At 57.4% G+C, this 23,226-nt stretch carries 22 protein-coding genes; 12 read left to right on the top strand and 10 right to left on the bottom strand.

Annotated elements, in window-relative coordinates:
* Window positions 1-95: 95 nt before the first annotated feature.
* The 9 genes from AC2FEB_RS09140 to coxB form a co-directional block, all read right to left on the bottom strand.
* Window positions 96-680, bottom strand: coding sequence for a GNAT family N-acetyltransferase (locus AC2FEB_RS09140; RefSeq protein ID WP_117869702.1), 585 nt, complete (start codon window positions 678-680; stop codon window positions 96-98).
* On the bottom strand, window positions 680-1,942 hold the full coding sequence (locus AC2FEB_RS09135) for a M16 family metallopeptidase (protein ID WP_496673844.1): 1,263 nt from the start codon (window positions 1,940-1,942) through the stop codon (window positions 680-682). The genes AC2FEB_RS09140 and AC2FEB_RS09135 overlap by 1 nt, the downstream gene beginning before the upstream one ends.
* Window positions 1,939-3,327 carry a threonine synthase gene (gene thrC / locus AC2FEB_RS09130; RefSeq protein ID WP_496673841.1) on the bottom strand — a complete coding sequence of 463 codons (1,389 nt, stop codon included), beginning with the start codon at window positions 3,325-3,327 and terminating at the stop codon, window positions 1,939-1,941. Before thrC ends, AC2FEB_RS09135 begins: the two co-directional genes overlap by 4 nt.
* On the bottom strand, window positions 3,324-4,001 hold the full coding sequence (locus AC2FEB_RS09125) for an SURF1 family protein (protein WP_496673838.1): 678 nt from the start codon (window positions 3,999-4,001) through the stop codon (window positions 3,324-3,326). The genes thrC and AC2FEB_RS09125 overlap by 4 nt, the downstream gene beginning before the upstream one ends.
* Window positions 4,002-4,156: 155 nt before the next feature.
* Window positions 4,157-4,972: a cytochrome c oxidase subunit 3 gene (locus tag AC2FEB_RS09120; protein ID WP_117869706.1), complete on the bottom strand. Its 816-nt coding sequence runs from the start codon at window positions 4,970-4,972 to the stop codon at window positions 4,157-4,159.
* Between the two features lie 22 nt (window positions 4,973-4,994).
* Window positions 4,995-5,570 (bottom strand): cytochrome c oxidase assembly protein, encoded by a 576-nt coding sequence (locus AC2FEB_RS09115; RefSeq protein WP_496673834.1) that lies wholly within the window; start codon window positions 5,568-5,570, stop codon window positions 4,995-4,997.
* A complete protein-coding gene (locus AC2FEB_RS09110) occupies window positions 5,570-5,731 on the bottom strand; it encodes a cytochrome c oxidase system small membrane protein (protein ID WP_162896804.1) in 162 nt (53 codons plus the stop codon). Before AC2FEB_RS09110 ends, AC2FEB_RS09115 begins: the two co-directional genes overlap by 1 nt.
* On the bottom strand, window positions 5,728-6,678 hold the full coding sequence (gene cyoE / locus AC2FEB_RS09105; RefSeq protein WP_496673830.1) for a heme o synthase: 951 nt from the start codon (window positions 6,676-6,678) through the stop codon (window positions 5,728-5,730). Before cyoE ends, AC2FEB_RS09110 begins: the two co-directional genes overlap by 4 nt.
* An 87-nt stretch (window positions 6,679-6,765) precedes the next feature.
* Window positions 6,766-7,677 carry a cytochrome c oxidase subunit II gene (gene coxB / locus AC2FEB_RS09100; protein ID WP_299898603.1) on the bottom strand — a complete coding sequence of 304 codons (912 nt, stop codon included), beginning with the start codon at window positions 7,675-7,677 and terminating at the stop codon, window positions 6,766-6,768.
* 176 nt (window positions 7,678-7,853) lie between these two features.
* On the opposite strand from coxB, the gene tldD reads away from it, so the two are divergent.
* The 5 genes from tldD to AC2FEB_RS09075 all read left to right on the top strand — a co-directional run bounded on the left by tldD (window position 7,854) and on the right by AC2FEB_RS09075 (window position 14,856).
* Window positions 7,854-9,275 (top strand): metalloprotease TldD, encoded by a 1,422-nt coding sequence (gene tldD / locus AC2FEB_RS09095; RefSeq protein ID WP_496673826.1) that lies wholly within the window; start codon window positions 7,854-7,856, stop codon window positions 9,273-9,275.
* A gap of 239 nt (window positions 9,276-9,514) precedes the next feature.
* A complete protein-coding gene (gene dprA / locus AC2FEB_RS09090) occupies window positions 9,515-10,639 on the top strand; it encodes a DNA-processing protein DprA (RefSeq protein ID WP_496673823.1) in 1,125 nt (374 codons plus the stop codon).
* 167 nt (window positions 10,640-10,806) lie between these two features.
* Window positions 10,807-13,434, top strand: a complete 2,628-nt coding sequence (topA, locus tag AC2FEB_RS09085; protein WP_496673820.1) for a type I DNA topoisomerase — start codon at window positions 10,807-10,809, stop codon at window positions 13,432-13,434.
* Between the two features lie 91 nt (window positions 13,435-13,525).
* The gene (locus AC2FEB_RS09080) at window positions 13,526-14,230 is read left to right on the top strand and encodes a CoA transferase subunit A (RefSeq protein ID WP_496673817.1); all 705 of its coding nucleotides are present in this window, start codon (window positions 13,526-13,528) and stop codon (window positions 14,228-14,230) included.
* Entirely contained in the window at window positions 14,230-14,856 is a 627-nt protein-coding gene (locus AC2FEB_RS09075) for a CoA transferase subunit B (protein WP_152457252.1), read from the top strand. Before AC2FEB_RS09080 ends, AC2FEB_RS09075 begins: the two co-directional genes overlap by 1 nt.
* A gap of 38 nt (window positions 14,857-14,894) precedes the next feature.
* On the opposite strand, the gene AC2FEB_RS09070 is transcribed toward AC2FEB_RS09075, so the two are convergent.
* Complete coding sequence (locus tag AC2FEB_RS09070; RefSeq protein ID WP_117869712.1) at window positions 14,895-15,761, bottom strand: lytic transglycosylase domain-containing protein; 867 nt, start codon at window positions 15,759-15,761, stop codon at window positions 14,895-14,897.
* 353 nt (window positions 15,762-16,114) lie between these two features.
* On the opposite strand from AC2FEB_RS09070, the gene AC2FEB_RS09065 reads away from it, so the two are divergent.
* The 7 genes from AC2FEB_RS09065 to AC2FEB_RS09035 all read left to right on the top strand — a co-directional run bounded on the left by AC2FEB_RS09065 (window position 16,115) and on the right by AC2FEB_RS09035 (window position 23,218).
* Window positions 16,115-16,345, top strand: a complete 231-nt coding sequence (locus AC2FEB_RS09065; RefSeq protein WP_117869713.1) for a Flp family type IVb pilin — start codon at window positions 16,115-16,117, stop codon at window positions 16,343-16,345.
* A 313-nt stretch (window positions 16,346-16,658) separates the two neighbouring features.
* On the top strand, window positions 16,659-16,898 hold the full coding sequence (locus AC2FEB_RS09060; protein WP_117869714.1) for a hypothetical protein: 240 nt from the start codon (window positions 16,659-16,661) through the stop codon (window positions 16,896-16,898).
* Window positions 16,899-17,189: 291 nt separating this feature from the next.
* On the top strand, window positions 17,190-18,068 hold the full coding sequence (cpaB, locus tag AC2FEB_RS09055) for a Flp pilus assembly protein CpaB (protein ID WP_117869715.1): 879 nt from the start codon (window positions 17,190-17,192) through the stop codon (window positions 18,066-18,068).
* A gap of 194 nt (window positions 18,069-18,262) precedes the next feature.
* Complete coding sequence (locus tag AC2FEB_RS09050; protein WP_299898593.1) at window positions 18,263-19,669, top strand: type II and III secretion system protein family protein; 1,407 nt, start codon at window positions 18,263-18,265, stop codon at window positions 19,667-19,669.
* Between the two features lie 17 nt (window positions 19,670-19,686).
* A complete protein-coding gene (locus AC2FEB_RS09045; RefSeq protein WP_117869717.1) occupies window positions 19,687-20,316 on the top strand; it encodes an OmpA family protein in 630 nt (209 codons plus the stop codon).
* A 199-nt stretch (window positions 20,317-20,515) separates the two neighbouring features.
* Window positions 20,516-21,751, top strand: a complete 1,236-nt coding sequence (locus AC2FEB_RS09040) for a CpaE/TadZ family protein (RefSeq protein ID WP_496673810.1) — start codon at window positions 20,516-20,518, stop codon at window positions 21,749-21,751.
* A 24-nt stretch (window positions 21,752-21,775) separates the two neighbouring features.
* Entirely contained in the window at window positions 21,776-23,218 is a 1,443-nt protein-coding gene (locus tag AC2FEB_RS09035) for a TadA family conjugal transfer-associated ATPase (RefSeq protein WP_117869718.1), read from the top strand.
* Window positions 23,219-23,226: the final 8 nt, after the last annotated feature.

Below are 23,226 nucleotides of genomic sequence, written 5' to 3'. Positions count from 1 at the left end.
AGCGCAGAACGCCCACAAGTCATGCCCCTTGTTCATCTGGCCCCAAATATCCCGGGGGAGGCGCGGCTTGCCGCGAAGGGGGCAGCGCCCCCACCCTATCCCGCGTCGGTTTTTCCGCGCCGGTCAGACCGCAGGCTGGCATACAGAACATGCGTCCGCCAACGGCCGTTGATTTGCAAATACGACTGCGCCACGCCCTCGTACTTGAAGGCCGAGCTTTCCAGCAATCCGCGCGACGCCCGGTTTTCCGGCAGGCAGGCGGCTTCAATCCGGCTCAGGTCCAATCGGGTAAAGGCATGGTGAACCATCGCGCCAATTGCTTCACGCATATACCCCTGTCGGGCAAAGGCCTGACCGGTCCAGTACCCCAATGTGCCCGCCTGCGCGGGACCGCGCCGAATGTTGTCCAGCGTGATGGCCCCAACCAACACGTCATCCTCGCGGCGAAATAGAAAAAGCGGAATTGCCGTCCCGGCCGCTACCGAACGTTGTGCCCAGTACACACGGTTGGTGAAGGACTTGCGGCTCAGGTGGTCCTTGGCCCAGATCGGCTCCCATGGTGTCAGATAGTCTTTCGAGGCCCGCCGCAACGCGGCCCAATCGTTGAAGTCGGAATGTACAGGCGGGCGCAAGCTGAGCCGCGCGGTCTCGAGTTTCAGCTTGCGTCTGCCCAACAGCATCACGCCGCCCGCCTCTCCTGCAGTTCAGCCAGTGTCGGCGCGGCTGACACCGGACCGTACAGCGCCAGCGCCGCCGGTGCTTGCAGGGCCATTGTCTCAGCGAAGGCGCGCACATCCTCGATTCCTACGGCGTCGATCCTGCCAACGGTATCTTCCAATGGAGGCACCCGCCCCCAGATCTGCACAAGCCGCGCCAATCGTTCGGCCCGGTTCGACGGGCTTTCAAGCCCCATCAGCATCCCGGCCTTCATCTGCGCCCGGGCACGTGCCACTTCCTCGGCACTCATATCGTCGGCGGCGCGCTTCATCTCGTCGATGGTTATCGTGGCCAGTTCTGCAACCTGATCGGCAGAAGTACCTGCATAGATCGTGGTCGTCCCTGTGTCTGCATAAGCACCGGTTTGAGCAAATATCGTATAGCACAACCCGCGGGTCTCGCGCACTTCCTGGAACAAGCGCGAAGACATGCCCCCACCCAGAGCCGTCGAGTATACCTGTGCCGTATAGATCGCATCGTCACGATAGCCCGGGCTTTCCAGTGCAAGTGCGAAATGGGCCTGCTCCAGCTCTTTCTCCTGCCGTGCCTCACCACCGGTAAAGCGCGCAAGCTCGGCGATAAGCCCAGTTCGTGGTCGCAGATGACCAAACATCTCTTCGGCTATTTTCATAAGCTGATCGTGATCCACCGCGCCTGCCGCGGACAGGATCATCTGATCGGGACCATAATGCTCGGCTACGAAGCCAGAGAGGTCTTCTCGTGAAAACGCACTGACCCGCTCGGTCGGGCCGAGAATGGTGCGGCCCAAGGGTTGGTCGTGATAGCTCTGCTCCTGCAACCAGTCAAAGATCACATCGTCGGGCGTGTCATAGGCCTGACCGATTTCCTGCAGGATCACACCACGCTCGACCTCGATCTCCCGCGGGTCAAACACCGGGTTCAAAACGATGTCGCCGATCACGTCCATTGCCAGCGCCACGTCGTCCTTCAGGACACGCGCGTAATAGGCCGTGACCTCGCGCGAGGTATAGGCGTTGATGTAACCGCCCACATCCTCGATCGCTTCGGCGATTTGCAGCGCCGATCGCCGCTCGGTTCCCTTGAACGCCATGTGCTCAAGGAAATGCGCGATGCCGTTCTGTTCGATCCGCTCATGCCGCCCACCGGCGGTCACCCAGATGCCGATGGCCGCAGATTGCAGCCCCGGCATGTGTTCACTGACGATACGAAAGCCGTTCTTCAGTTGGTCTTGTCTGACAGTCACTCGGCGATGTGCCCTTTAATATGATCCTCGATGGCGCCCAGATCGTTGGCGATGCGGGTCACCCGTTCCGGACGTTCATACAGATCAGACATGCGGGATGGAAGAGGCGGATGTACGTCGCTTGCCTTCTCGACTGCGGCCGGGAACTTGGCGGGGTGCGCAGTGGCCAAGGTGATCATCGGGATGCCGGTGGCACGGTGGTCTTCACCGACCTTGATCCCGACCGCAGTATGCGGGCAGACCAGTTCCGCGCTGTCGGCAAGCGTATGCTTGATCGTCGCCAGCGTTTCGTCCTCGGACACCCGGCCCGAGTCGAAATTCTCGCGCAGCGCCTCCATCGCGCCCTGACTGACGTTGAAGCCGCCGGACTTGAGCTCATCCATCAGCTGCGCCACGGCTCCACCGTCCTCGCCATAGGCGTAATACAACGCGCGCTCGAAATTCGAGCTGACCTGAATGTCCATCGACGGGCTGATCGAGGGGATGGTGTCGCCCTTGAAATACCCCTCGCCCGACAGACACCGATGCAGAATATCGTTCTGGTTGGTCGCCACGATCAGACGGTCGATGGGCAGCCCCATGCGCTTGGCCAGATAGCCCGCGAAGATGTCGCCGAAATTTCCGGTGGGCACAGTGAAGCTGACCTTGCGGTGCGGCGCACCGAGGCTGACGGCGGATGAGAAGTAATAAACGATCTGCGCCAGCACCCGCGCGAAGTTGATCGAGTTCACACCGGCCAATTTGACACCGTCGCGGAAGTCGAAATCGTTGAACATGTCCTTCAGCGCAGCCTGACAATCGTCGAAGTCGCCGTCCACGGCAAGAGCATGAACATTGCTGTCCGCAGGCGTCGTCATCTGGCGACGCTGCACCTCGGACACGCGGCCATGCGGGAACAGGATGAACACATCCACAGAATCCAGCCCCCGGAATGCCTCGATCGCGGCCGAGCCGGTGTCACCGCTGGTCGCGCCGACGATGGTCACGCGGTCCGCGCGCCGTTTCAGTGCCACCTGAAACAGCTGGCCGATCAACTGCATCGCAAAGTCCTTGAAGGCCAGTGTGGGCCCGTGGAACAGTTCCAGCAGAAAATGGTTCTCGTTCAATTGCTTCAACGGCGCGCGGGCATCGTGGCCGAAGCCTTCATAGGCGCGGGCGATGATCTGCTTGAACTCATCCTCGGCAAAGGACCCGCTGACATAAGGCCACATCACGCGGAATGCGATTTCTTCATAGGGCAGACCAGCAAGCGCCGCGATCTCGTCATGGCTCATGCCGGGGATCTCGGCAGGCAGATACAAACCACCATCACGGGCCAATCCGGTCAGCATCGCCTCTTCAAAGGTCAGTTCTGGCGCTTGGCCACGGGTCGAGATGTATTTCATTGCTCTTCTCTCTCAGAAGGGGCGCGATTGCGCCACAGGAAATAACCGGTCATCACAGCCCAGACCAGAGCCAAGCCAAACCAGGTGATTACATATTGCAGGTGATCGTTTGGAATTCCCGCCGTATCTACCGGCAAAGGCGTCACGTTCGGGTCGGTCTCAGACCGCGCGATCAGCAGCACCGGCTCGGTCCCCAGAGCGGCGGCCAGATTTGGCACGTCGCGGGCAAACCAGATATTTTCATCGATATCGGGTTCAGGCGTGTAACTGTCGACTTCATCCGGCCAGTGCAGGTTGCCGGTGATCTCCATCGGGCCGGTCAGACGCGGTGCCTGCTTGGCCGTTGTCGGTACAAAACCCCGATCCACCAGAATAGTTCGGCCCTCGGTGCTGAACGACTGGATGATCCGATACCCTGCCCCGACCTGTTTGACCGAAACAAGAACATGGATTTCGCCCGGTTCCATCTCACCCGCAACCGTTACCGGACGGTATTTGTCAGTGTCCTCTGAAACCTGTCGAGGCAAGGCGATGGGTGCGGCTGAGATTCGGCTTTCGATCTCGGCCAGCACCTCTTGCTTCCAGGCCAGACGCTGAAGCTGCCAGATGCCCAGCGACAGCAGCGCGCCCAAACCGGCAAGGCCGAAGATCAGCAGGAACAGAATGCGGCGCATGTCAGGGTCGAACCTCGTTTCAGGAACCGGCGTCTTGTTAAGGGGCGTGTGGGCCAAATTGCAACCACGCAATTGTATGGGGCGCAATCTTGCGCCCGGAATAGAGAAAAAGCCGCCCCAAGGGGCGGCTTTTGCAATTGAGTCAGCTGACCGGCTTACATCAGCGGGGCCTGTCCCCAGATGTAGACCGCGAAAAACAGGAACAGCCAGACAACGTCAACGAAGTGCCAGTACCAGGCTGCCGCCTCGAACCCGACATGCTTTTCAGGTGTGAAGTCACCCTTGAGGGCCCGGATCAGGCAGACCGACAGGAAGATGGTTCCGATAACGACGTGGAAACCATGGAAGCCGGTCGCCATGAAGAAGTTCGAATAGAACTGATCATCGCCAAACTTCCAGCCTTCATGGGCCAGCAGTTCATAATACTCGAACGCCTGCAACCCGGTAAAGGCGATGCCCAGAACGATACCGATGGCCAGACCGTTGATCAGCGCCTTGCGGTCATTGTCATGCACCAGCGCGTGGTGCGCCCAGGTGATTGCACAGCCTGACAGCAACAGGACCAGAGTGTTGATCAGCGGCAGGTGGAACGGGTCAACCGCATGGATGTCCGGCTGGATGTATTCGGTGCCGGCATAGTCGTACATCGGGTACATGCGATGTTTGAAGAACGACCAGAACCAGGCGAAGAAGAACATCACCTCGGACATGACGAACAGGATGAAACCGTAACGCAGACCGATGCGAACGACAGGAGTGTGATCCCCCTGGCGGCTCTCGACAACAACTTCGGACCACCATGCGAACATGGTGTAGAGAACTGCGACCAGACCGGCCCAGAACATCCACGGCGTCACGCCGTGCATCCAAAGGACTGCTCCGAACAACATCACAAAGCCGCCGACAGCTCCGATCAGAGGCCAGATCGACGGGGCCAGAATGTGATAATCATGGTTTTTAGCGTGTGCCATCAGCGTCCCTCACCTACAGGCGTTAGTTCGTGTTTGTTTCTGCCTGCGCTTCAAGGGCGGCATAGCCCTCTGGCAGGTCAATTTCGTAGAATGTATACGACAGCGTGATCGTATGAATATACTTTGCTTCAAGATCTTCGACCATTTCAGGATCGACGAAGAAGGTTACCGGCATCTCTACACGTTCGCCGGGTTGCAGTACCTGCTCTTCAAAGCAGAAGCAGGCAATCTTTTGAAAGTACCCGCCTGCCGAATAGGGCGCCACATTGTATGAGGCCTGCCCTGCAATCGGACGATCCGTTGGATTATAGGCCTCATAGAAGGCCAGCCCGGTCTCGCCGATGCGCACTTCCATCTCGCGGACGACGGGCTTGAATTCCCAAGCCATGTCTTTGGCCTTGGATGCGTCAAACCGTATGGTGACAGTGCGGTCCAGAATTTCTTCGGGGGCGGCTTCGGCAACACCCGTGGTGCCGCCAAATCCGGTAACGCGGCAGAACCAGTCGTAGAACGGTACCGATGCCCAGGCCAGACTGCCCATCAGGACAACCACACCCACGGTTTGGGCAACAGTTTTCTGAGGACCAGACAGCGCCATCAGTTCTGAACCTCTTGCGTGGCCATGTTGAAATCAGTACCCGACACCTTCACGATGGTCAGGCCAAAGATGATCACGATAAAGGCAGCCAGCGTCAGTCCAACGCCCAAATTGCGGCTGAACCGTCGCTGATGCAGTTCATGGCTTTTGCGCAGGCTCATGACCATCCTCCCAAACCATAGGGCTTCAGCAAGGCTTCGGCCAGAATAGCGCCGAAATGCAGGAAGAGGTAGAGCAGCGAAAGTTTGAAAAAGCTGCGTTCGACCTTGAAGTTGTCGGCCTCCGAGTCATCCTCGGTCCGACGCGAAATTTGCCAGGCGCCGCGCAGGAACAACGCGTTCAACACCAGAGCCACGGTCAGGTAGATGGGACCGCCGATGCCAGAAAACGCCGTTCCTACCGCCAGAATCGCCAGCAACCCCGTATAGACCAGAATATGTACACGCGTCGCACGGCGGCCGTGTGTCACGGTCAGCATGGGCACGCCCGCATCGTCATAGTCCGAGCGCATGAACAGGGCCAGTGCCCAGAAATGCGGCGGCGTCCACATGAAGGTCAGGGCAAACATCAGCCACGGCTCAACCGCCATGGATCCGGTCGCAGCCACCCAGCCGATCACCGGAGGGAAAGCGCCAGCCGCACCACCGATCACGATGTTCTGCGGCGTCGAGCGCTTCAGCCACATCGTGTAGACAGCGACATAGAATAAGATTGTGAAGCCCAGGAACGCTCCCGCGAACCAGTTGGTCGCAAGGCCCAGCATGATCACCGACAGGCCCGACAGGGTCAGGCCGATGGCCATCGCCTCACCCTCTTCCACCTTGCCGGAGGGGATCGGGCGACCTTTGGTGCGTTTCATGACCTTGTCGATATCCGCATCCCACCACATGTTCAGCGCACCGGATGCGCCGCCACCTATGGCGATGAACAGAATGGCGCAGAATCCGACAAAGGGATGGACCGGAACCGGGGCCGCCAGCAGACCGACCAGCGCCGTGAACACGACCAGAGACATCACGCGCGGTTTGAGCAGGGCGAAGTAATCGCCAAAGCTGGCCTCGTCCGCGTGGGCGGTCGCTGTGCTGGCATTGATGCTTGCGTCGGTCATCTCGGGTCCTTTTGGGGCGAAAGCTGTGCGGTCAGCCCGCACAGCCTGCATTTTGTGCCAGGCAGGTTTAACCCGCCCTCAGCGTGCTCAGTTCGAAGCAACCTGATAGTTTTGCGGCAGACCTGCATATTCTTCGATCGCGCCTTGCAGCCACTGGTCATAAGCTTCCTGGCTGACGACTTTGACGGTGATCGGCATATAAGCGTGGTCTTTGCCGCAGAGTTCCGAGCACTGACCAAAGTAGATGCCTTCTTTCTCGGCTTCGAACCACAGTTCTGCCAGACGTCCGGGCACGCCATCCTGCTTCACGCCGAAGGACGGGATGGTCCAGGAGTGGATCACGTCAGACGCGGTAACCTGCATCACGACAACCTTGCCAACCGGAACGACCACGGCGGTATCGGTGGCCAACAGCCATTCGTCATCGCTGTAACCAGCATCTGCCAGCTTCGCGCGCATGGCATCATCCAGAACAAACGGGGTCACGTCCGCGTCAGCGGGGCGCGCGCCCTCATCCAGAGTGGCGGGATGACCCAGCAGGTAGCTGTCGAACGCGAAATCGTGATCGACATATTCATAGGTCCAGTACCACTGGTTGCCGACGACTTTGATGGTGATATCGCCTTCAGGTATTTCCTGCTGTTTGAACAGAACCGGCAGCGAAAACGCACCGATGAAGACCAGAATCAGGATGGGGCCAAGGGTCCACGCAATCTCAACCGGGGTGTAGTGCGAAAACCGTGCCGGCTTGGGGTTAACACGTTCGTTGTAGCGCACGATGCAGTAAACCAGCAGACCGGCTACCAACAGGCAGATTACGGTGATAATCACCAGAATCATGCCGTCCAGACGCTGAATTCCTGTGGCAAGGCTGGTGGCCGCGGGTTGAAAACCCATACCGCCGTCAACCGGCTTGCCAATAATCTCAAGCTCCTGAGCCATGGCTGGAAGGCTGGAGAGGGCTGTCATAAACCCTGAAAGCATCAAAGCATTCTTCATGTTCTGTCCTGATCGTTTGATCTTTGCGTCCCTGGCGAAAAGGTGTGAATCGGTCGCACCTCTCCCGTTGTCTTTGGCCGCGTTAAAAACCATATTCCGTCGGGTAGATAAAGCAAAATGCTTGCGTCAAACAGACGCTATTTTTGATCTGGATCAAACCCGAAAGGTCCCAACCCATGTCCGACGCCCAGTTTCGCCCCTTTGAAAGCGCTCTTCCGTACGATGAAGCGCTTGCCATATTGCGCTCGGCAACGGATGGCGCCGAGGATGGAGAGCTGTTTGTCGAGCGACGAAAATCCGAGTCCCTCGTGTTCGATGACGGACGTCTGCGCACCGCGTCTTACGATGCGTCGGAAGGGTTCGGACTGCGCGCCGTACAAGGTGAAGTGGCTGGATATGCGCATTCAACTGACGTTTCCATTCCTGCCCTGAAACGGGCGGCGGAAACCGCAAGACTGGCTGTAGGGGATGGCGGCGGGGTCTTGGCGGATGCTCCGCGCTCCACCAATACGCGTCTCTATACGGACGAAGACCCAATTGAATCTGCCGCGTTCCCGGTCAAGATCGAGACACTGCGTGAGATAGACGCCTTCGCGCGCGATCTGGACCCGCGTGTTGTTCAGGTCAGCGCCACGATCGCGGCGGCTGTGCAAGAGGTCGAGATTCTGCGCCCGGATGGTGTGATGGTCCGCGATGTGCGCCCCATGACCCGTGTGAATGTCTCGGTGATTGTCGAGCAGAACGGCCGCCGCGAAAACGGATCCGCCGGTGGCGGCGGTCGGGTTGGCCTGAGCGGGTTGATTGATCCCACCGACTGGCAGGCCAAGGCACGCGAAGCGCTGCGCATTGCGCTGGTCAACCTGGACGCCGTTCCCGCGCCAGCCGGCGTCATGGAAGTTGCGCTTGGCCCCGGCTGGCCTGGCATCCTGTTGCACGAGGCAATAGGCCATGGTCTGGAAGGTGATTTCAACCGCAAGGGCAGCTCGGCCTTTGCCGGATTGATGGGGCAGCAGATTGCCTCGAAAGGTGTGACCGTGGTGGATGACGGTACGATTGCTGATCGTCGTGGCTCGATCAGCGTGGATGATGAGGGCACGCCCAGCGCACGCACGGTGCTGATCGAAGACGGCATCCTGACCGGCTACATGCAGGACCGCCAGAACGCTCGCTTGATGGGTGTTGCGCCCACTGGCAACGGGCGGCGACAAAGCTATGCGCACAAACCCATGCCGCGCATGACCAATACGATCATGCTGGGGGGCGAGGCCGACCCGCAGGCTCTGGTAGCTGACATCAAGGACGGTATCTGGGCGGTTGGTTTCGGCGGAGGTCAGGTGGACATTACCAACGGCAAGTTCGTTTTCTCATGCACCGAGGCGTACCGCGTCGAAAACGGCAAAATCGGTGCACCGGTCAAAGGGGCCACGCTGATTGGTGACGGCCCTTCGGCCTTGAAACGGATCCGCGGCCTCGGCAACGATATGGCGCTGGACCCCGGCATGGGAACCTGCGGCAAGGATGGGCAATGGGTGCCGGTAGGCGTTGGCCAGCCAACCGTCCTGATGGACGGGCTGACCGTCGGCGGCTCTGCAGCCTGAGTCGAACCCAAGATGCAGAAAGAGGCGCAGGGTTAACCTTGCGCCTCTTTCATCATTAAACTTGCGTTTGGTTACAAAAAGCACCTCTTCCTGTGGTATTTCTTTTATATTGTTTAATATCAAGATTTTATAGTCGCATCGCCTGACGAGATTAAAATAAATATGTCTAATTTTCGACGATTCACAAGCTGTTAACCGCTTATCCCGTAAACCAGTTCTGTAACAAGGCGGAGCAACGGATGACCGAAGAGCAGCTTTCTTCCAATCACCCCCCACTCCCACCCACCACGGAAGAGGACCGGTTCTCGTGGCTTCGCCTGTTGCGTTCTCGCAAGGTCGGTCCGGCGACATTTCGTCGGCTGCTGCGCGAACATGGCTCAGCGCAGAACGCGCTGGCCGCGCTGCCTGAAATGGCACGCGCCGCCGGTATAACAGGGTATGAAACCTGCCCTCCCGGCGTGATCGAGGCGGAACTCAAGGCCGCAGGGGCCGCCAAAGCGCGGCTTTTGTGCCTTGGGTCCGCTGATTTTCCAACGACCCTGAATGATCTGAACGATGCCCCCCCGTTGCTTTGGGCAGTCGGGGATGTTTCGCTTCTGCAAAAACCATCGATTGCGATGGTCGGCGCGCGAAACTGTTCCTCGCTTGGCGCGCGGATGGCGCGTGGCTTGGCCTCGGAGTTGGGCAGCAAGGGGTACGTGGTTGTGTCTGGTCTGGCGCGCGGTATCGACACGGCCGCACATATGGCCGCACTGGAGACAGGTACGGTGGCAGTCATGGCAGGCGGTGTCGAAGTGATCTATCCCGCCGAAAACACGGAGCTGGCCCGCGACATCGCCTCCAGAGGCTTGCGGCTTTCTGAGCAGCCGATGGGTGTAACACCCCAGGCCCGTCACTTTCCGCGCCGAAATCGGATCATTTCGGGGCTTGCACAGGCCGTTGTCGTCGTCGAGGCCGCTGCCAAATCCGGGAGTCTGATAACAGCACGTGACGCGTTGGATCAGGGACGCGAGGTTCTGGCCGTTCCCGGCCATCCGTTCGACGCGCGGGCCGCCGGTTGCAATCTGTTGATTCGTGATGGCGCAACGCTGGTTCGATCCGCTGATGATGTTATTGAAGCGTTGCCCCGAACAAACGATTTGGTTTCACTACCGCCCGAACCTCCCTCTGCACCGATCGCGCGCCCCGCAAGGGACCTGCATGTGAAGATCCTCGAGCGACTCGGTCCCTCACCTATCGCTGAAGATCAATTGCTGCGGGATATCACGGTCTCAGCCGGTGAGCTTGGTCCGGCGCTGATCGACCTTGAACTTGATGGGCGAATCCAGCGTCAGCCTGGGGGTCTGCTGTCGCTGGCAAGTTGATCGAACCCTTGATCTGGCTGGTCCGGTTCCTGAATATCTGTGGTAGCGCACTGAAATCACGGCGCTTTTCCACCTGCAAAAGGAACGCATTGACAATTCCTGCTTGCCCCACACATTTTGCTCCACCATAGAAGGCGTCAAATTCGTCGAGCGAGGTTTCCCCTTAAATGCCCGTAGTTGTTGTAGAATCTCCGGCCAAAGCAAAAACAATCAATAAATATCTGGGGCCCGACTACACAGTTCTGGCCTCTTACGGCCATGTGCGGGACCTGCCGCCAAAGGACGGATCTGTCGATCCCGAACACGATTTCTCGATGAAATGGGAAGTGGGGAACGACAGCCGCAAGCATGTCAAAGCCATTGCTGACGCGCTGAAAGAAGACAACGCGCTGATCCTCGCCACTGACCCTGACCGTGAGGGCGAAGCAATCAGTTGGCACCTGCAGGAAGCGTTGACCAAACGCCGGTCGATCAAGAAAGACACGCCTGTCAGCCGCGTGACCTTCAACGCCATCACGAAAGAGGCTGTCACACAGGCAATGCAAAACCCGCGCCAGGTCGACATGCCGCTGGTTGAGGCCTATCTGGCCCGCCGTGCGCTGGACTATCTTGTGGGCTTCAACCTGTCTCCGGTTTTGTGGCGCAAATTGCCCGGCGCGAAGTCCGCTGGGCGCGTGCAGTCCGTCTGTTTGCGCCTGATCGTCGAACGCGAGATGGAAATCGAAGCGTTCAAGCCGGTCGAATACTGGTCGGTCAGAGCAATGTTCGAGACGCCTCGTGGTCAGACCTATGAGGCGCGGCTGGTCACGCTGGCGGGCAAAAAGCTGGACAAGCATGATCTGGCCAACGCCACGCAGGCGGAACTGGCCGTTCAGGCCGTTACCAGCCGGGCTCTGACCGTCACCTCGGTCGAGGCCAAGCCTGCCGCCCGCAACCCCAGCGCACCATTTATGACCTCGACCTTGCAGCAGGAAGCAAGCCGCAAGTTCGGAATGGGCGCGCGCCACGCGATGCAAGTGGCGCAGCGGCTCTATGAGGCCGGATACATAACTTATATGCGGACCGACGGCATAGACATGGCGCCCGAGGCCGTTGCGGCAGCACGGGATGCCATCGCCGACCGCTTTGGCGCCGAATATGTTCCGGACAGCCCGCGCATCTACAAGAACAAGGCCAAGAACGCTCAGGAAGCGCACGAGTGTATCCGCCCGACAGATATGTCGCGCGACGCCAAGGCCTTGAAAGTCACGGACGAGGATCAGCGCAAGCTTTATGATCTGATCTGGAAACGTACCATTGCCTGTCAGATGGCAGCCGCCCGCCTGGAGCGCACGACCGTCGAGATTGGCAGCGATGACGGTCAGGTCGGCCTTCGCGCCACTGGCCAGGTCGTGATGTTCGATGGTTTCATGCGGGTGTATGAAGAAGGCCGGGATGACGTTGCGGACGAGGACGAAAAGCGTCTGCCACAGATCACGCAGGGTGATCCAGCCCGTTTTGCCAAAACCTCTCTGAAGGATCAGTTCGCCAAGGCGACCAGCGACAGCGGGGACAAGGTTGCGAAAGAGGCGATCCTGTCCGAGAACGAATCTGTTCTGGCGCTGCAGCATCACACTCAACCACCCCCGCGTTATACCGAAGCGACGCTGGTCAAACGGATGGAAGAGTTGGGGATCGGGCGACCATCAACCTATGCCTCGATCGTCACGACGATTCAGGACCGGGAATATGTACGCAAGGACAAGAACCGGCTGATCCCCGAGGAAAAGGGGCGGATCGTTACGATCTTCTTGCTGAATTTCTTCCGGCAGTACGTAGGCTATGAGTTCACCGCCAATCTGGAGGAAGAGCTGGATGATGTAAGCGCCGGGGAACGCGACTACAAGGACCTGTTGGGCAAGTTCTGGCGTGATTTTTCAGCCGCGATTGGCGAGACGTCCGAGCTGCGGATTTCTGAAGTGTTGGACAGGCTCGACGAAGCTCTGGCTCCGCAGCTCTACCCGCCGCGCGAGGATGGGTCCGATCCGCGTATCTGCCCGAAATGCGGTACCGGTCAGTTGCACCTGAAGACCTCGCGGACCGGCGGGTTCGTTGGCTGCGGAAACTATCCGGAATGTACCTATACGCGTCCGATTGCAGGTGAAGGTGCGGAAGGCGACGAAAAACTGCTGGGCGAAGATGGTGGCGATGAGATCTGGTTGAAATCCGGCCGGTTCGGTCCTTACGTTCAGCGCGGCGAACCCACGCCCGAGAACAAAAAGCCGCCCCGCGCGTCGTTGCCGCGAGGGTGGAGCAAGGATGACATGGATCTGGAAAAGGCGCTGACGCTGCTGTCCCTGCCCCGTCAGATCGGCGAACACCCCGAGGGTGGCATGATCAGCGCTAATTTCGGACGGTTCGGCCCGTATTTGATGCATCAGTTGCCGGAAGAGGCGAAACCGGTTTACGCCAACCTCAAAGACCCCAATGACGTGTTCGAGATCGGCATGAACCGTGCCGTTGAATTGCTGGCCGAAAAACGCGCCAATCCCGGACGTGGACGACGAGCCGCCGCGAAACCCCTGAAGGAACTGGGCGAGCATCCCGATGGCGGAGCAATGCAGGTTCTCGACGGGCGCTATGGGCCATATGTGAAATGGGAGAAGGTCAACGCAACCATCCCCAAGGACATAAAACCCGAGGACGTGACGCAAGAAATGGCCATCGAACTGGTCAATGAACGCGCGACCAAGAAGGGCACCAAGAAAAAGGCGGCCCCCAAGAAGAAGGCCACAACCAAGAAGGCGGCGGGATAGGTAGAAATACCTCCCTCCTCCGGGTTTCATTGACTTCCCAATGACGTGGCGGCACAACCTGCCCATCACCATGTCATTGGGGGAGTTTTCCATGAAGAAAGTCTATGCCAATGCCACCGAGGCGCTCGATGGGGTGCTGTCGGATGGTATGCTGATCGCCGCAGGCGGGTTTGGCCTGTGCGGCATTCCGGAATTGTTGCTTGAGGCCATCAGGGAGTCGGGCGTCAAAGACCTGACCTTTGCGTCAAACAACGCAGGCGTGGACGATTTCGGCATCGGCATCCTGCTGCAAACCAAGCAGGTCAAGAAAATGATCAGTTCGTATGTCGGTGAAAACGCAGAGTTCATGCGTCAATATCTGAGCGGCGAGTTGGAGCTGGAATTCAACCCGCAGGGCACTCTGGCGGAACGGATGCGCGCAGGTGGCGCGGGTATCCCCGGCTTCTACACAAAAACCGGCGTTGGCACCGTGATTGCTGACGGTAAGGAGCACAAGGACTTCAACGGCGAGACTTTCATTCTTGAAGAGGGCATCTTCGCCGACCTGGCCATCGTCAAGGCGTGGAAGGCCGACGACACCGGCAATCTGGTGTTCCGCAAGACCGCCCGCAACTTCAATGTGCCGGCAGCGACATGCGGCAAGATCTGCGTGGCTGAAGTGGAAGAGATTGTTCCGCGTGGCGCGCTGGACCCCGACTGCATCCACCTGCCCGGTATCTATGTGCATCGCATTGTTCAGGGCAAACACGAAAAGCGCATTGAACAGCGCACCACCCGGAAGAAGGAGGAAGCATAATGCCCTGGGACCGCAATCAGATGGCCGCACGCGCGGCAGAGGAACTGGAAGACGGCATGTATGTGAACCTCGGCATCGGCATTCCGACGCTGGTGGCAAACTATGTGGGTGACAAGGACATCACTCTGCAATCGGAAAACGGCATGCTGGGCATGGGCCCCTTCCCTTTTGAGGGCGAAGAAGACCCAGACCTGATCAATGCGGGCAAGCAGACGATCACTGAATTGTCCCGCACGGCCTATTTCGACAGTGCCACATCCTTCGCCATGATCCGCGGCGGCAAGATCGCTGCGGCGATTCTGGGTGCAATGGAAGTAGATGAGAAAGGTGATCTGGCCAACTGGATGATTCCCGGAAAGCTGGTGAAAGGCATGGGCGGTGCAATGGATCTGGTCGCAGGCGTAGGCCGTGTGATTGTCGTGATGGACCACACCAACAAACATGGTGACAGTAAGGTCCTGAAGGAATGTACCCTGCCATTGACCGGAAAGGGCGTCGTAGATCGCATAATCACCAATCTGGGTGTGCTGGATGTGGTCGAAGGCGGTCTGAAAATCGTGGAACTGGCGGAAGGTGTCAGCGAAGACGAGCTACGCGCAGCAACAGAAGCGACAATCGTTTCCTGATCAATTGGAAAAGCCCGCCAGATCACGGCGGGCCTTTTTCAGTTTGACGTCTGAAAAACACAGCCATCGGAAATCAGGTCCGGCGGCGTCGTACACAAGGCCCGCGCGATCTGGAACGCGGCAAGGACCTTTGGCACATAGTCTCGGGTTTCAGCATAGGGCGGCACGCCGCTGTGTTTGCGTACGGCCCCCTCACCCGCGTTGTATCCAGCCAATACTAGTATTGGATCATTCCCGAACTCTTCCATCAGCCAGTTGAGGTATTTCACACCGCCTGCGATATTGTCAGAGGGCTGAAGACTGTCTTTCACCCCGAATCTGGCCGCCGTGGCGGGCATCAACTGCATGAGCCCTTGCGCGCCAGCAGAGCTGACAGCATCTGCACGTCCGGCTGATTCCACCGAAATCACCGCTAACACCAGCGCAGGTGAAACATTGGTTCCGACTGTGGAACGAAGGATCTCGATCCCGCGTTCCTTTGCGATGTTTTGCAGCGATTGCAGTCGCGGTGATCTTACGTTCGTCGCGGCTAGGGCGTTGATAGCTGCATCCAGCCGCCAGGCCCCGGCTTCATCCATGTGTGGTGAAACCCGGTTCCAGAATGCCTTGTACGACCCCTTGGGATCTCGTTTGGCTTCGACACCAGGCACCGCTGCCGGAGTGACCTTAGTGCGCGCGATGATTTCAGGGACCACCAGTTCAGTGCCCGTACTGGGCGCTGAAGGGTTGGCTGCGTGTTCTTCCGGTGTGATTTGCACGGATACACGCGGGCGTTCGCCGGGTTTGGGGGCTTTGACTCGCTTGTATACGCCGCGCGGCTCTATCTCGGTCGCATTCACTGATGCGGTACCCGATATCAGAAACGCCAGCACACCGGCGCATTGGAGTGCGTTCCGGAGATTCATTTGCCTGCCTCGTGTTTTCTTTTTAGGCGATTTGAACCCTGAATCTTCTCGCAAGGCCAGAAAAACAAAGCGAATTGGGGCAGTTTCGCCTCATTTGGCGCAATTTTGCATCGCTATAGGGCCTTCACTTCAATCGATGATATTTTTTTATCATTTTTTTTCAATAAGTTACTAAAATTATCACCAAAAAGTTAAGCTGCGCGAAAAAAAATCGGTGTTTGGCCCAATTCCTGCCACGCCCAACAGTCAAACATAGTTCCATACCGAGACGGACATGAGCGGACTGAGAGAGAAAGCTCTGAAAGACGCCGAGGTTTGTTAAACTTTTTTTGATCCTTTAGGAGGGACGTAACATGATCAAGTTCATCAAGAACTTCCGCAAAGACGAAGACGGCGCAGTAACAGTTGACTGGGTTGTTCTGACCGCAGCAGTCATCGGCCTGGCCGCAGTTGCATACCAGCAGATTTCGGCTGGCGCCACTGGCCTGGCAACCGGCGTAAACGAAGCGCTGAACGCCGCATCGCTGAGCACCGGCAGCAACACCGCGACAGGTGGTATCACCGGCGAAGGCAAAAGCAACTAAGTTGCTGCTCTAGAGAATTTTCAAGGCCGCGCTCAATGGGCGCGGCCTTTTTTTTTGTGATCTGAAACTGCTTCATCCCAGGCGCACAGATTCCAGCCTGCGCGCAAGTCATGCAAACCTTCGCGACGCTCGGGGTGTTTTGTTGCAACCCCTGTGTTTCTTCTGTCCCAATCAATTCGACACACGCGCGGTCTCTGCCTGAGACCGAAGTTTTCTGCGAAATCAATATTTAGCCCAAATTTCGCCATCCGCGCGAACCAGTTATGGGCCAACCTGTCGGTGGCACTGACGAGACGTATTTGGAGATAAGCACATGTTCAGGTTCCTTAATCAGTTTAAATCTGACGAAGCAGGAGCGGTGACAGTTGACTGGGTGGTATTGACCGCCGTGGTCATAGGATTGTCGGGCGCGACCTACCTCGTAATCAGCTCAAGCGTCGATGGCATGGGCGGCAACATAAACGGGGCCATGAACAGTGCCGTTGTCAGCACCGGGTCGAACACTGCACCCTCGGGCATTATCACGGCAGGAACCGCCGGCGGCGGAAACTAAACCACAGCAGGTGTACGCATCAGCTGTTTTCCAAAGACGTTACTCTTAACCGTTTCGACGCAAAGCGCTGCGCCCATGGGGTGCGGCGCTCTTTTGTTGCGCCCGATCCGCTGGCAATCGTGAGGAAAGGCAACACTCACCATGAAGAATTGTGCGGAAGATGGCGTAGAATCTGACAATCAGGCATATTTGTCCCACATTTCGACACAATTTGCAGTTAGCAAATAGGCTGTTTCAATGTGGTTCCTTGGCCGCTAAGTAATCGACCAAACAAAAGAATGAGGTACACGCATGCGAGCAGTTTTCGGACTTGTCCTGATTGTCGGCGTTGCACTGGCCGGGGGCGCCGTTTACATGGCGCGAAACTATATTGCGGAATACCAAAGCGAGTTGGCACGCCAAAGACTTGCTGCAGAAGAAGCCCTGGCCAACGCCAAAGTCGACGTTGTTCCGACTGTCACTGTGTTTGTGTCGAACCGCGCCTTGAAATACGGCGAGCGGTTGACTGAGGAAGATATACGCGCTGTTGACTGGCCGGAAAACGCGATCCCGGAAGGTACTTTCAAGGAGCTTACAGCCCTGTTCCCCGTAAGCGGCGCAAATGAACGTTTCGTTTTGAGGGCAATGGAAAAGGACGAAGCGATCATGGAGGTCAAGATCACTCGTCCGGGCGAAAAAGCTGGCCTGACGTCACGTCTGGAAAAGGGTATGCGTGCCTTTGCGATCAGCGTTGACGTTGCTTCTGGCGTTTCGGGTTTCTTGCGACCCGGCGATAGTGTCGACATCTATTGGACGGGTTCCAGTGGAACCATCGAGGGGAGCAGCGGTGGTATCACCCGCCTGATCGAAACCAACGTGCAGCTCATTGCCGTCGACCAGACCGCCGGTTCGGATGTCACCAACACAACGATTGCGCGCACAGTTACGGTTGCGGCCACACCGGAACAGGTCGCCGCATTGGCACAGGCCCAAAACACGGGGCGTCTTTCCCTGGCTCTGGTTGGGGTACAGGATGAATCCGTTGCGTCTACGATTGAGGTGGACCAAAACAAGCTGCTGGGAATTCAGAAAACTGCTCCGGAACCCGAGGCAAAAGCCGAGAAGGTATGCACAACACGTATTCGCCGCGGTGGCGAAATCGTAAATGTACCGATCCCCTGTACAAATTGACGCCAATTCAGAACGTTACAGGTTCAGAGCCGCACCCTTGGTGCGGCTTATTTTTTTGCGATTGTTGCCAATTCCCCACATAAGGAAACTTACGGAAACCATTGATTATTGCAATAAATTCGGATTTCGCGCAGTCTCTCCACCTATAGGGCATAAGACCCAAAAAACGAGGCGTGATCGGAGAGGCAGGTCACATGACAATACGTTCCTGGATCAGCGCAACCCTGCTGGGGTTGTCGCTTGTTATGGCCCCCATTGGCGACACCGCCTGGGCCGAAACTTTGCGCGTGGTGAAGAAAGGGACTGTGGAAACACTCGACGTCCCGATGAACCGCGCAATTGTCGTAGAAAGCGAGCAACCGTTTGCAGAGCTCAGCATTGCCAACGCCGGCATTGCAGATATCTCTTCATTGTCGGAGCGCACAATCTATGTTCTGGGTAAGGCCCCCGGACTTACCACGCTGACGCTGTTTGATGGCGCTGGCAATTTGTTGGCCAACGTTCGCGTCCGCGTCGCACCAGATGTCACGGAGTTCAAGGAACGTCTGCGTCAGATCCTGCCCAACGAACCCATCGAGGTTCGCACGGCAAATGATGGCATTGTTTTGTCCGGCACAATCTCCAGCTCGGCAAAACTGGCGCGCGCTTTGGAACTGGCTGAAAGATATGCTCCCGAGCGTGTTTCCAACCTGATGTCGGTCGGTGGTGTTCAGCAGGTCATGCTGAAGGTCCGCTTTGCGGAAATGAACCGCTCGGTCGCCAAAAGCCTGACAGCGTCGCTTGGTTTCGGCGGAGGTGACGTTACCGGGGGCTTCAACACGCTCAATAACCAGTTCGCACTGAACAACGCTTTGTCGAACAACATTCCGGCCGTTCAGGCCAATACAGGCGCGATCCTGTTTGGTTTCGGCGCAGGCTCGACGCAAGTTCGCCTGTTGTTGGAAGCACTTGAAACCAAAGGGTTGGCCCGCAGTCTGGCTGAACCGAACCTGTCCGCCTTGTCAGGTCAGGAAGCTTCTTTCCTGGCCGGCGGTGAAGTTCCGATCCCGGTACCACAGGATGATGGCGTTGTTGCCATTGAATACAAAGCATTCGGCGTTGAGATGGACTTCATCCCACGCGTTGTTGACGGTGATCTGATCAATCTTGAAATGGGCACCGCTGTTTCAAGTATCGATCAGAGCTCGGATTTCACCATCAACGGCGACTCCGTACCCAGCTTCATCACGCGCCGGGCAAAAACGACGATTGAACTTCGGGATGGTGAAAGCTTTGCCATTGCCGGTTTGATCCAGGATAACTTTGCCGATTTGAGCAATCAGGTCCCCTGGCTGGGTGATGTGCCCGTTCTTGGCGCGTTGTTCCGCAGCGCCGACTACCAGCGCGAGCAAAGCGAACTCGTGGTCATCATCACCGCGCATCTGGTTTCGCCAACTCGTGGAGAGACACTTGCCCTTCCCACCGATCGGGTAAAACCGCCCAGCGAATTTGACCTGTTCGTGAATGGCAGGGTCGCGCGCACACAACGCACTGGAGCCGGCGGAGCGTCAGAGGTTGCCAAGCAAGACTTCGGCAGCTCCTACGGCTACGTCCTAGATTGATCAGGAGGATAGGACCAATGCAGAAGTGGATTATCACACTGGGTCTTTCGGTCGCTGTCGCCGCGTGTACGCGTGAGGCCGGGTACGAGATCGATGCAGGCACTTTCGGAAACGCGACATTAAACAATGTCCAGGTTCAAAGCGGTGAATTGACCTATGCGCAGATTCTCAGCCGCCGGTTTGCCGCTGACGTGCCCAGCCAGGTGAACTTTGCGTTCAACAGCTCGCAACTGGATGCTTCGGCTCAGCGTATTCTGTTGCAACAGGCGGACTGGATCAAACAGTTTCCCGAAGCCCGTTTCCGCGTTTACGGACATACGGACGCTGTGGGATCAACCAGCTACAACAAAAGCCTTGGCTTACGCCGTGCACAGGCAGTCGTCGCGTTTTTGGGACAACAGGGTATCTCGCGCTCACGGCTTGAGGCGGTGGTGTCCTTTGGCAAGACGCAACCGCTGGTCGCAACGCAAAACCGGGATCGCAGGAACCGCAGAACGGTCACCGAAGTTTCAGGATTTGTTGACCGTAACCCGCAGCTTCTGGATGGCAAATATGCCGAAGTCATCTATCGCGAATATGTAGAAAGTGCGACCGCTGTAAGCCAGATTCAGGAAGTTGACGCCCAGGACGCTGGCAGCGGTGGATAATACGTTTGAAATGGGCGGCATCGTCGCCCATTTCCCTACAATTGGTTCTTTTGCGCCCAATTCTTGCCCAACTTCAAAGCAACATTGTGAACAATAGGGTGACCTGCGGCCAAATTTGACCGTATTGGGGCGACAGCACATCAATCTGGCGGATTTCGTTCATATGACATGCTGAGCCCTCACGACGAGGATAATGTTAATGACCAGCGCGACGCCGCAAGACGACAATACTGCAATCTTGGCCTGCACGATCAGTCGGGATGTTCAGAATTTCGACCTTTTGATCGAAGACATGGAAACCATCCTGGGCGAGCGCTGGGGGGATCTGGGATTTGCAGAAGCGTTGGCCTTTTTCAGCCAACCCGAAGCTGAAGCACTGGAATTTGTAGCTCTGGCTATCGACGGAGAAGATGAAGACAACCTTTCCCTGCTGGGTGAGATAATTACCCAAGCGAATGAAAAGAAAGTAAAAGTTGTTCTGATCGCCGAGGACGTTACTCCGGCTTCATTGCACCAACTGCTGCGCAAGGGCGCGGACGAGTTTGTGCCCTACCCTCTTCCGGAAGGTGAGTTGCAGGAAGCCATTGAGCGTATGAAGCAGCCAGACCCGGTTGCCGTGGCGCAAGCGGCTGCCGTTCCTCTGGCGGGTGGCGAATCAAAGGAAGGCGCCTTGTTTGTCGTTCAGGGCCTGGCAGGTGGTGTCGGAGCGACGACGCTGGCCGTTAACCTAGCTTGGGAACTGGCATGTGCCTCTGACAAGGACGCGCCAACTGTCTGCCTGATCGATCTGGACCTGCAATACGGTACCGTTTCCACCTACCTAGACCTGCCGCGGCGGGAAACAGTGTTTGAAATGTTATCGGACACGGATGCGATGGACAGCGAAGTGTTCTCGCAAGCTCTTCAAACATATGAAGAAAAATTGCAGGTTTTGACGGCCCCCTCTGATATGGTGCCGCTGGACCTGATTACTCCGGAAGACATTCAACGCGTGATTGACGTGGCGCGCGCGCATTTCGACTACGTCATTGTTGATATGCCGAAGACGCTTGTCCTGTGGTCTGAAACAGTTTTGCAGGCTGCCCATGTGTATTTCGCCATGATTGAGCTGGACATGCGGTCCGCCCAGAATGCCCTGCGCCTGAAGCGTGCTTTGCAGGCAGAGGAACTGCCATTCAACAAGTTGCGCTTTGCATTGAACCGGGCGCCGAAGTTTACCGACCTGAACGGAAAAAGCCGTGTGAAGCGCATGGGGGAAAGCCTTGGTATCTCCATCGACCTGCTACTGCCTGATGGCGGCAAACCGGTCATGCAAAGTGGGGATCACGGCCTGCCTCTGGCAAATGCGGCCGCCAAGAATCCGTTACGCCGGGAAATCGCAAAGCTGGCAAAGTCGCTTCACAGCCATGGCAGCAGTGCCGAAGAAGCTGCGTAACATCATCCCAAGGGGGGATAAGCCGTGTTTTCAAGATACAAAAAGCAGCCCATAGCGCAGCCCGTCAAAACGCCGGCGCAACCGCCCGAAACTGAGGCGTCCACAGCGCAAGAGACACCTGTTGCGACTGCCGTGGCCCGCAAGCCTGTGAAAAAGATTGCAGGTGAGGTCGCAAGCTCGGACCGGGATCGGAAACGCAAAGAGCGGCTGGGCGAGATCAAGATCGAACTACACCGCGAGTTGCTCGAAAACCTGAACCTGGCAGCACTGGAAAACGCTGGCGAATCGGAGTTGCGTGCTGAAATCAGTGCAATCGCCAGTGAAGTTCTGGAAACAAGAAACATTGTTCTGAACCGCGAAGACCGGTCCCAGCTGAACAAGGAACTTTATGACGAGGTAACGGGGCTTGGACCGCTTGAAGCATTGCTTCAGGACGATACGGTCAACGATATTCTGGTGAACGGTCCACAACAGATCTTTGTGGAACGCTCCGGTAAGCTGGAAATCAGCGATATTACCTTCAAGGATGAAAAGCACCTGATGCGGATCATCGACAAGATCGTGTCCGCCGTGGGCCGTCGAGTTGACGAATCCAACCCGTATGTTGACGCCCGTCTGGCCGATGGCTCGCGTTTCAACGCTATGGTGCCACCGATTGCGGTGGACGGATCGCTTGTTTCCATTCGTAAGTTCAAGAAAGATAAGCTGGGCATTGACGATCTGGTCAATTTCGGGGCGTTCACCGAAGAAATGGCCGCCTATTTGCAGGCCGCCGTGTCCACCCGGCTGAATATCATCGTTTCCGGGGGTACGGGTTCTGGTAAAACGACCACGCTCAACGCCCTGTCCAGTTTCATCGACGACGCCGAGCGCATTCTGACCATCGAGGATACGGCGGAACTTCAGCTGCAACAGACGCATGTGGGCAGGATGGAAAGCCGCCCGCCCAACGTGGAAGGCAAAGGTGAGGTCAGTCCGCGTGACTGTCTGAAAAACGCCCTGCGTATGCGTCCTGACCGTATCATCGTGGGTGAGACGCGTGGTGCCGAGGTGATCGATATGTTGCAGGCCATGAACACAGGCCACGACGGATCGATGACCACGATCCACGCCAACTCGGCCCGGGACGGTATTTCACGTCTGGAAAACATGATCGCCATGGCCGGGATCGAAATGCCGATCAAAGCCGTCCGCAGTCAGATCGCTTCGGCTGTCAACCTGATCGTGCAGGCCAGTCGTCTGCAGGACGGTTCGCGCCGGATGACCTCGATCACCGAGATCACCGGGATGGAAGGTGACGTGATTTCCATGCAGGAAATCTTTCGTTTTCAACGCGTTGGCCTGACACCCGACAACAAGATCATCGGACACTTTACCGCGACCGGCGTGCGCAGCCACTATTCGGAACGCTTCCGTCTTTGGGGCTTTGATTTGCCAGCGTCCATCTACGACCCAACCACAATGTAGGAGAACCA

Source organism: Ruegeria sp. YTSC106 (genome assembly GCF_059609765.1).
This window is presented reverse-complemented; position numbering and strand designations above follow the sequence as displayed.

What these genes read in the sequence shown, in the direction of transcription:
- AC2FEB_RS09050 (WP_299898593.1), top strand. Translation starts at nt 18,263, where the DNA reads ATGACAATACGTTCCTGGATCAGCGCAACCCTGCTGGGGTTGTCGCTT.
- AC2FEB_RS09110 (WP_162896804.1), bottom strand. Translation starts at nt 5,731, where the DNA reads ATGAGCCTGCGCAAAAGCCATGAACTGCATCAGCGACGGTTCAGCCGC.
- AC2FEB_RS09080 (WP_496673817.1), top strand. Translation starts at nt 13,526, where the DNA reads ATGAAGAAAGTCTATGCCAATGCCACCGAGGCGCTCGATGGGGTGCTG.
- AC2FEB_RS09040 (WP_496673810.1), top strand. Translation starts at nt 20,516, where the DNA reads ATGACCAGCGCGACGCCGCAAGACGACAATACTGCAATCTTGGCCTGC.
- cpaB (WP_117869715.1), top strand. Translation starts at nt 17,190, where the DNA reads ATGCGAGCAGTTTTCGGACTTGTCCTGATTGTCGGCGTTGCACTGGCC.
- AC2FEB_RS09070 (WP_117869712.1), bottom strand. Translation starts at nt 15,761, where the DNA reads ATGAATCTCCGGAACGCACTCCAATGCGCCGGTGTGCTGGCGTTTCTG.
- AC2FEB_RS09125 (WP_496673838.1), bottom strand. Translation starts at nt 4,001, where the DNA reads ATGCGCCGCATTCTGTTCCTGCTGATCTTCGGCCTTGCCGGTTTGGGC.
- AC2FEB_RS09120 (WP_117869706.1), bottom strand. Translation starts at nt 4,972, where the DNA reads ATGGCACACGCTAAAAACCATGATTATCACATTCTGGCCCCGTCGATC.
- AC2FEB_RS09140 (WP_117869702.1), bottom strand. Translation starts at nt 680, where the DNA reads ATGCTGTTGGGCAGACGCAAGCTGAAACTCGAGACCGCGCGGCTCAGC.
- dprA (WP_496673823.1), top strand. Translation starts at nt 9,515, where the DNA reads ATGACCGAAGAGCAGCTTTCTTCCAATCACCCCCCACTCCCACCCACC.
- AC2FEB_RS09060 (WP_117869714.1), top strand. Translation starts at nt 16,659, where the DNA reads ATGTTCAGGTTCCTTAATCAGTTTAAATCTGACGAAGCAGGAGCGGTG.
- coxB (WP_299898603.1), bottom strand. Translation starts at nt 7,677, where the DNA reads ATGAAGAATGCTTTGATGCTTTCAGGGTTTATGACAGCCCTCTCCAGC.
- cyoE (WP_496673830.1), bottom strand. Translation starts at nt 6,678, where the DNA reads ATGACCGACGCAAGCATCAATGCCAGCACAGCGACCGCCCACGCGGAC.
- tldD (WP_496673826.1), top strand. Translation starts at nt 7,854, where the DNA reads ATGTCCGACGCCCAGTTTCGCCCCTTTGAAAGCGCTCTTCCGTACGAT.
- topA (WP_496673820.1), top strand. Translation starts at nt 10,807, where the DNA reads ATGCCCGTAGTTGTTGTAGAATCTCCGGCCAAAGCAAAAACAATCAAT.
- AC2FEB_RS09065 (WP_117869713.1), top strand. Translation starts at nt 16,115, where the DNA reads ATGATCAAGTTCATCAAGAACTTCCGCAAAGACGAAGACGGCGCAGTA.
- AC2FEB_RS09075 (WP_152457252.1), top strand. Translation starts at nt 14,230, where the DNA reads ATGCCCTGGGACCGCAATCAGATGGCCGCACGCGCGGCAGAGGAACTG.
- AC2FEB_RS09115 (WP_496673834.1), bottom strand. Translation starts at nt 5,570, where the DNA reads ATGGCGCTGTCTGGTCCTCAGAAAACTGTTGCCCAAACCGTGGGTGTG.
- thrC (WP_496673841.1), bottom strand. Translation starts at nt 3,327, where the DNA reads ATGAAATACATCTCGACCCGTGGCCAAGCGCCAGAACTGACCTTTGAA.
- AC2FEB_RS09045 (WP_117869717.1), top strand. Translation starts at nt 19,687, where the DNA reads ATGCAGAAGTGGATTATCACACTGGGTCTTTCGGTCGCTGTCGCCGCG.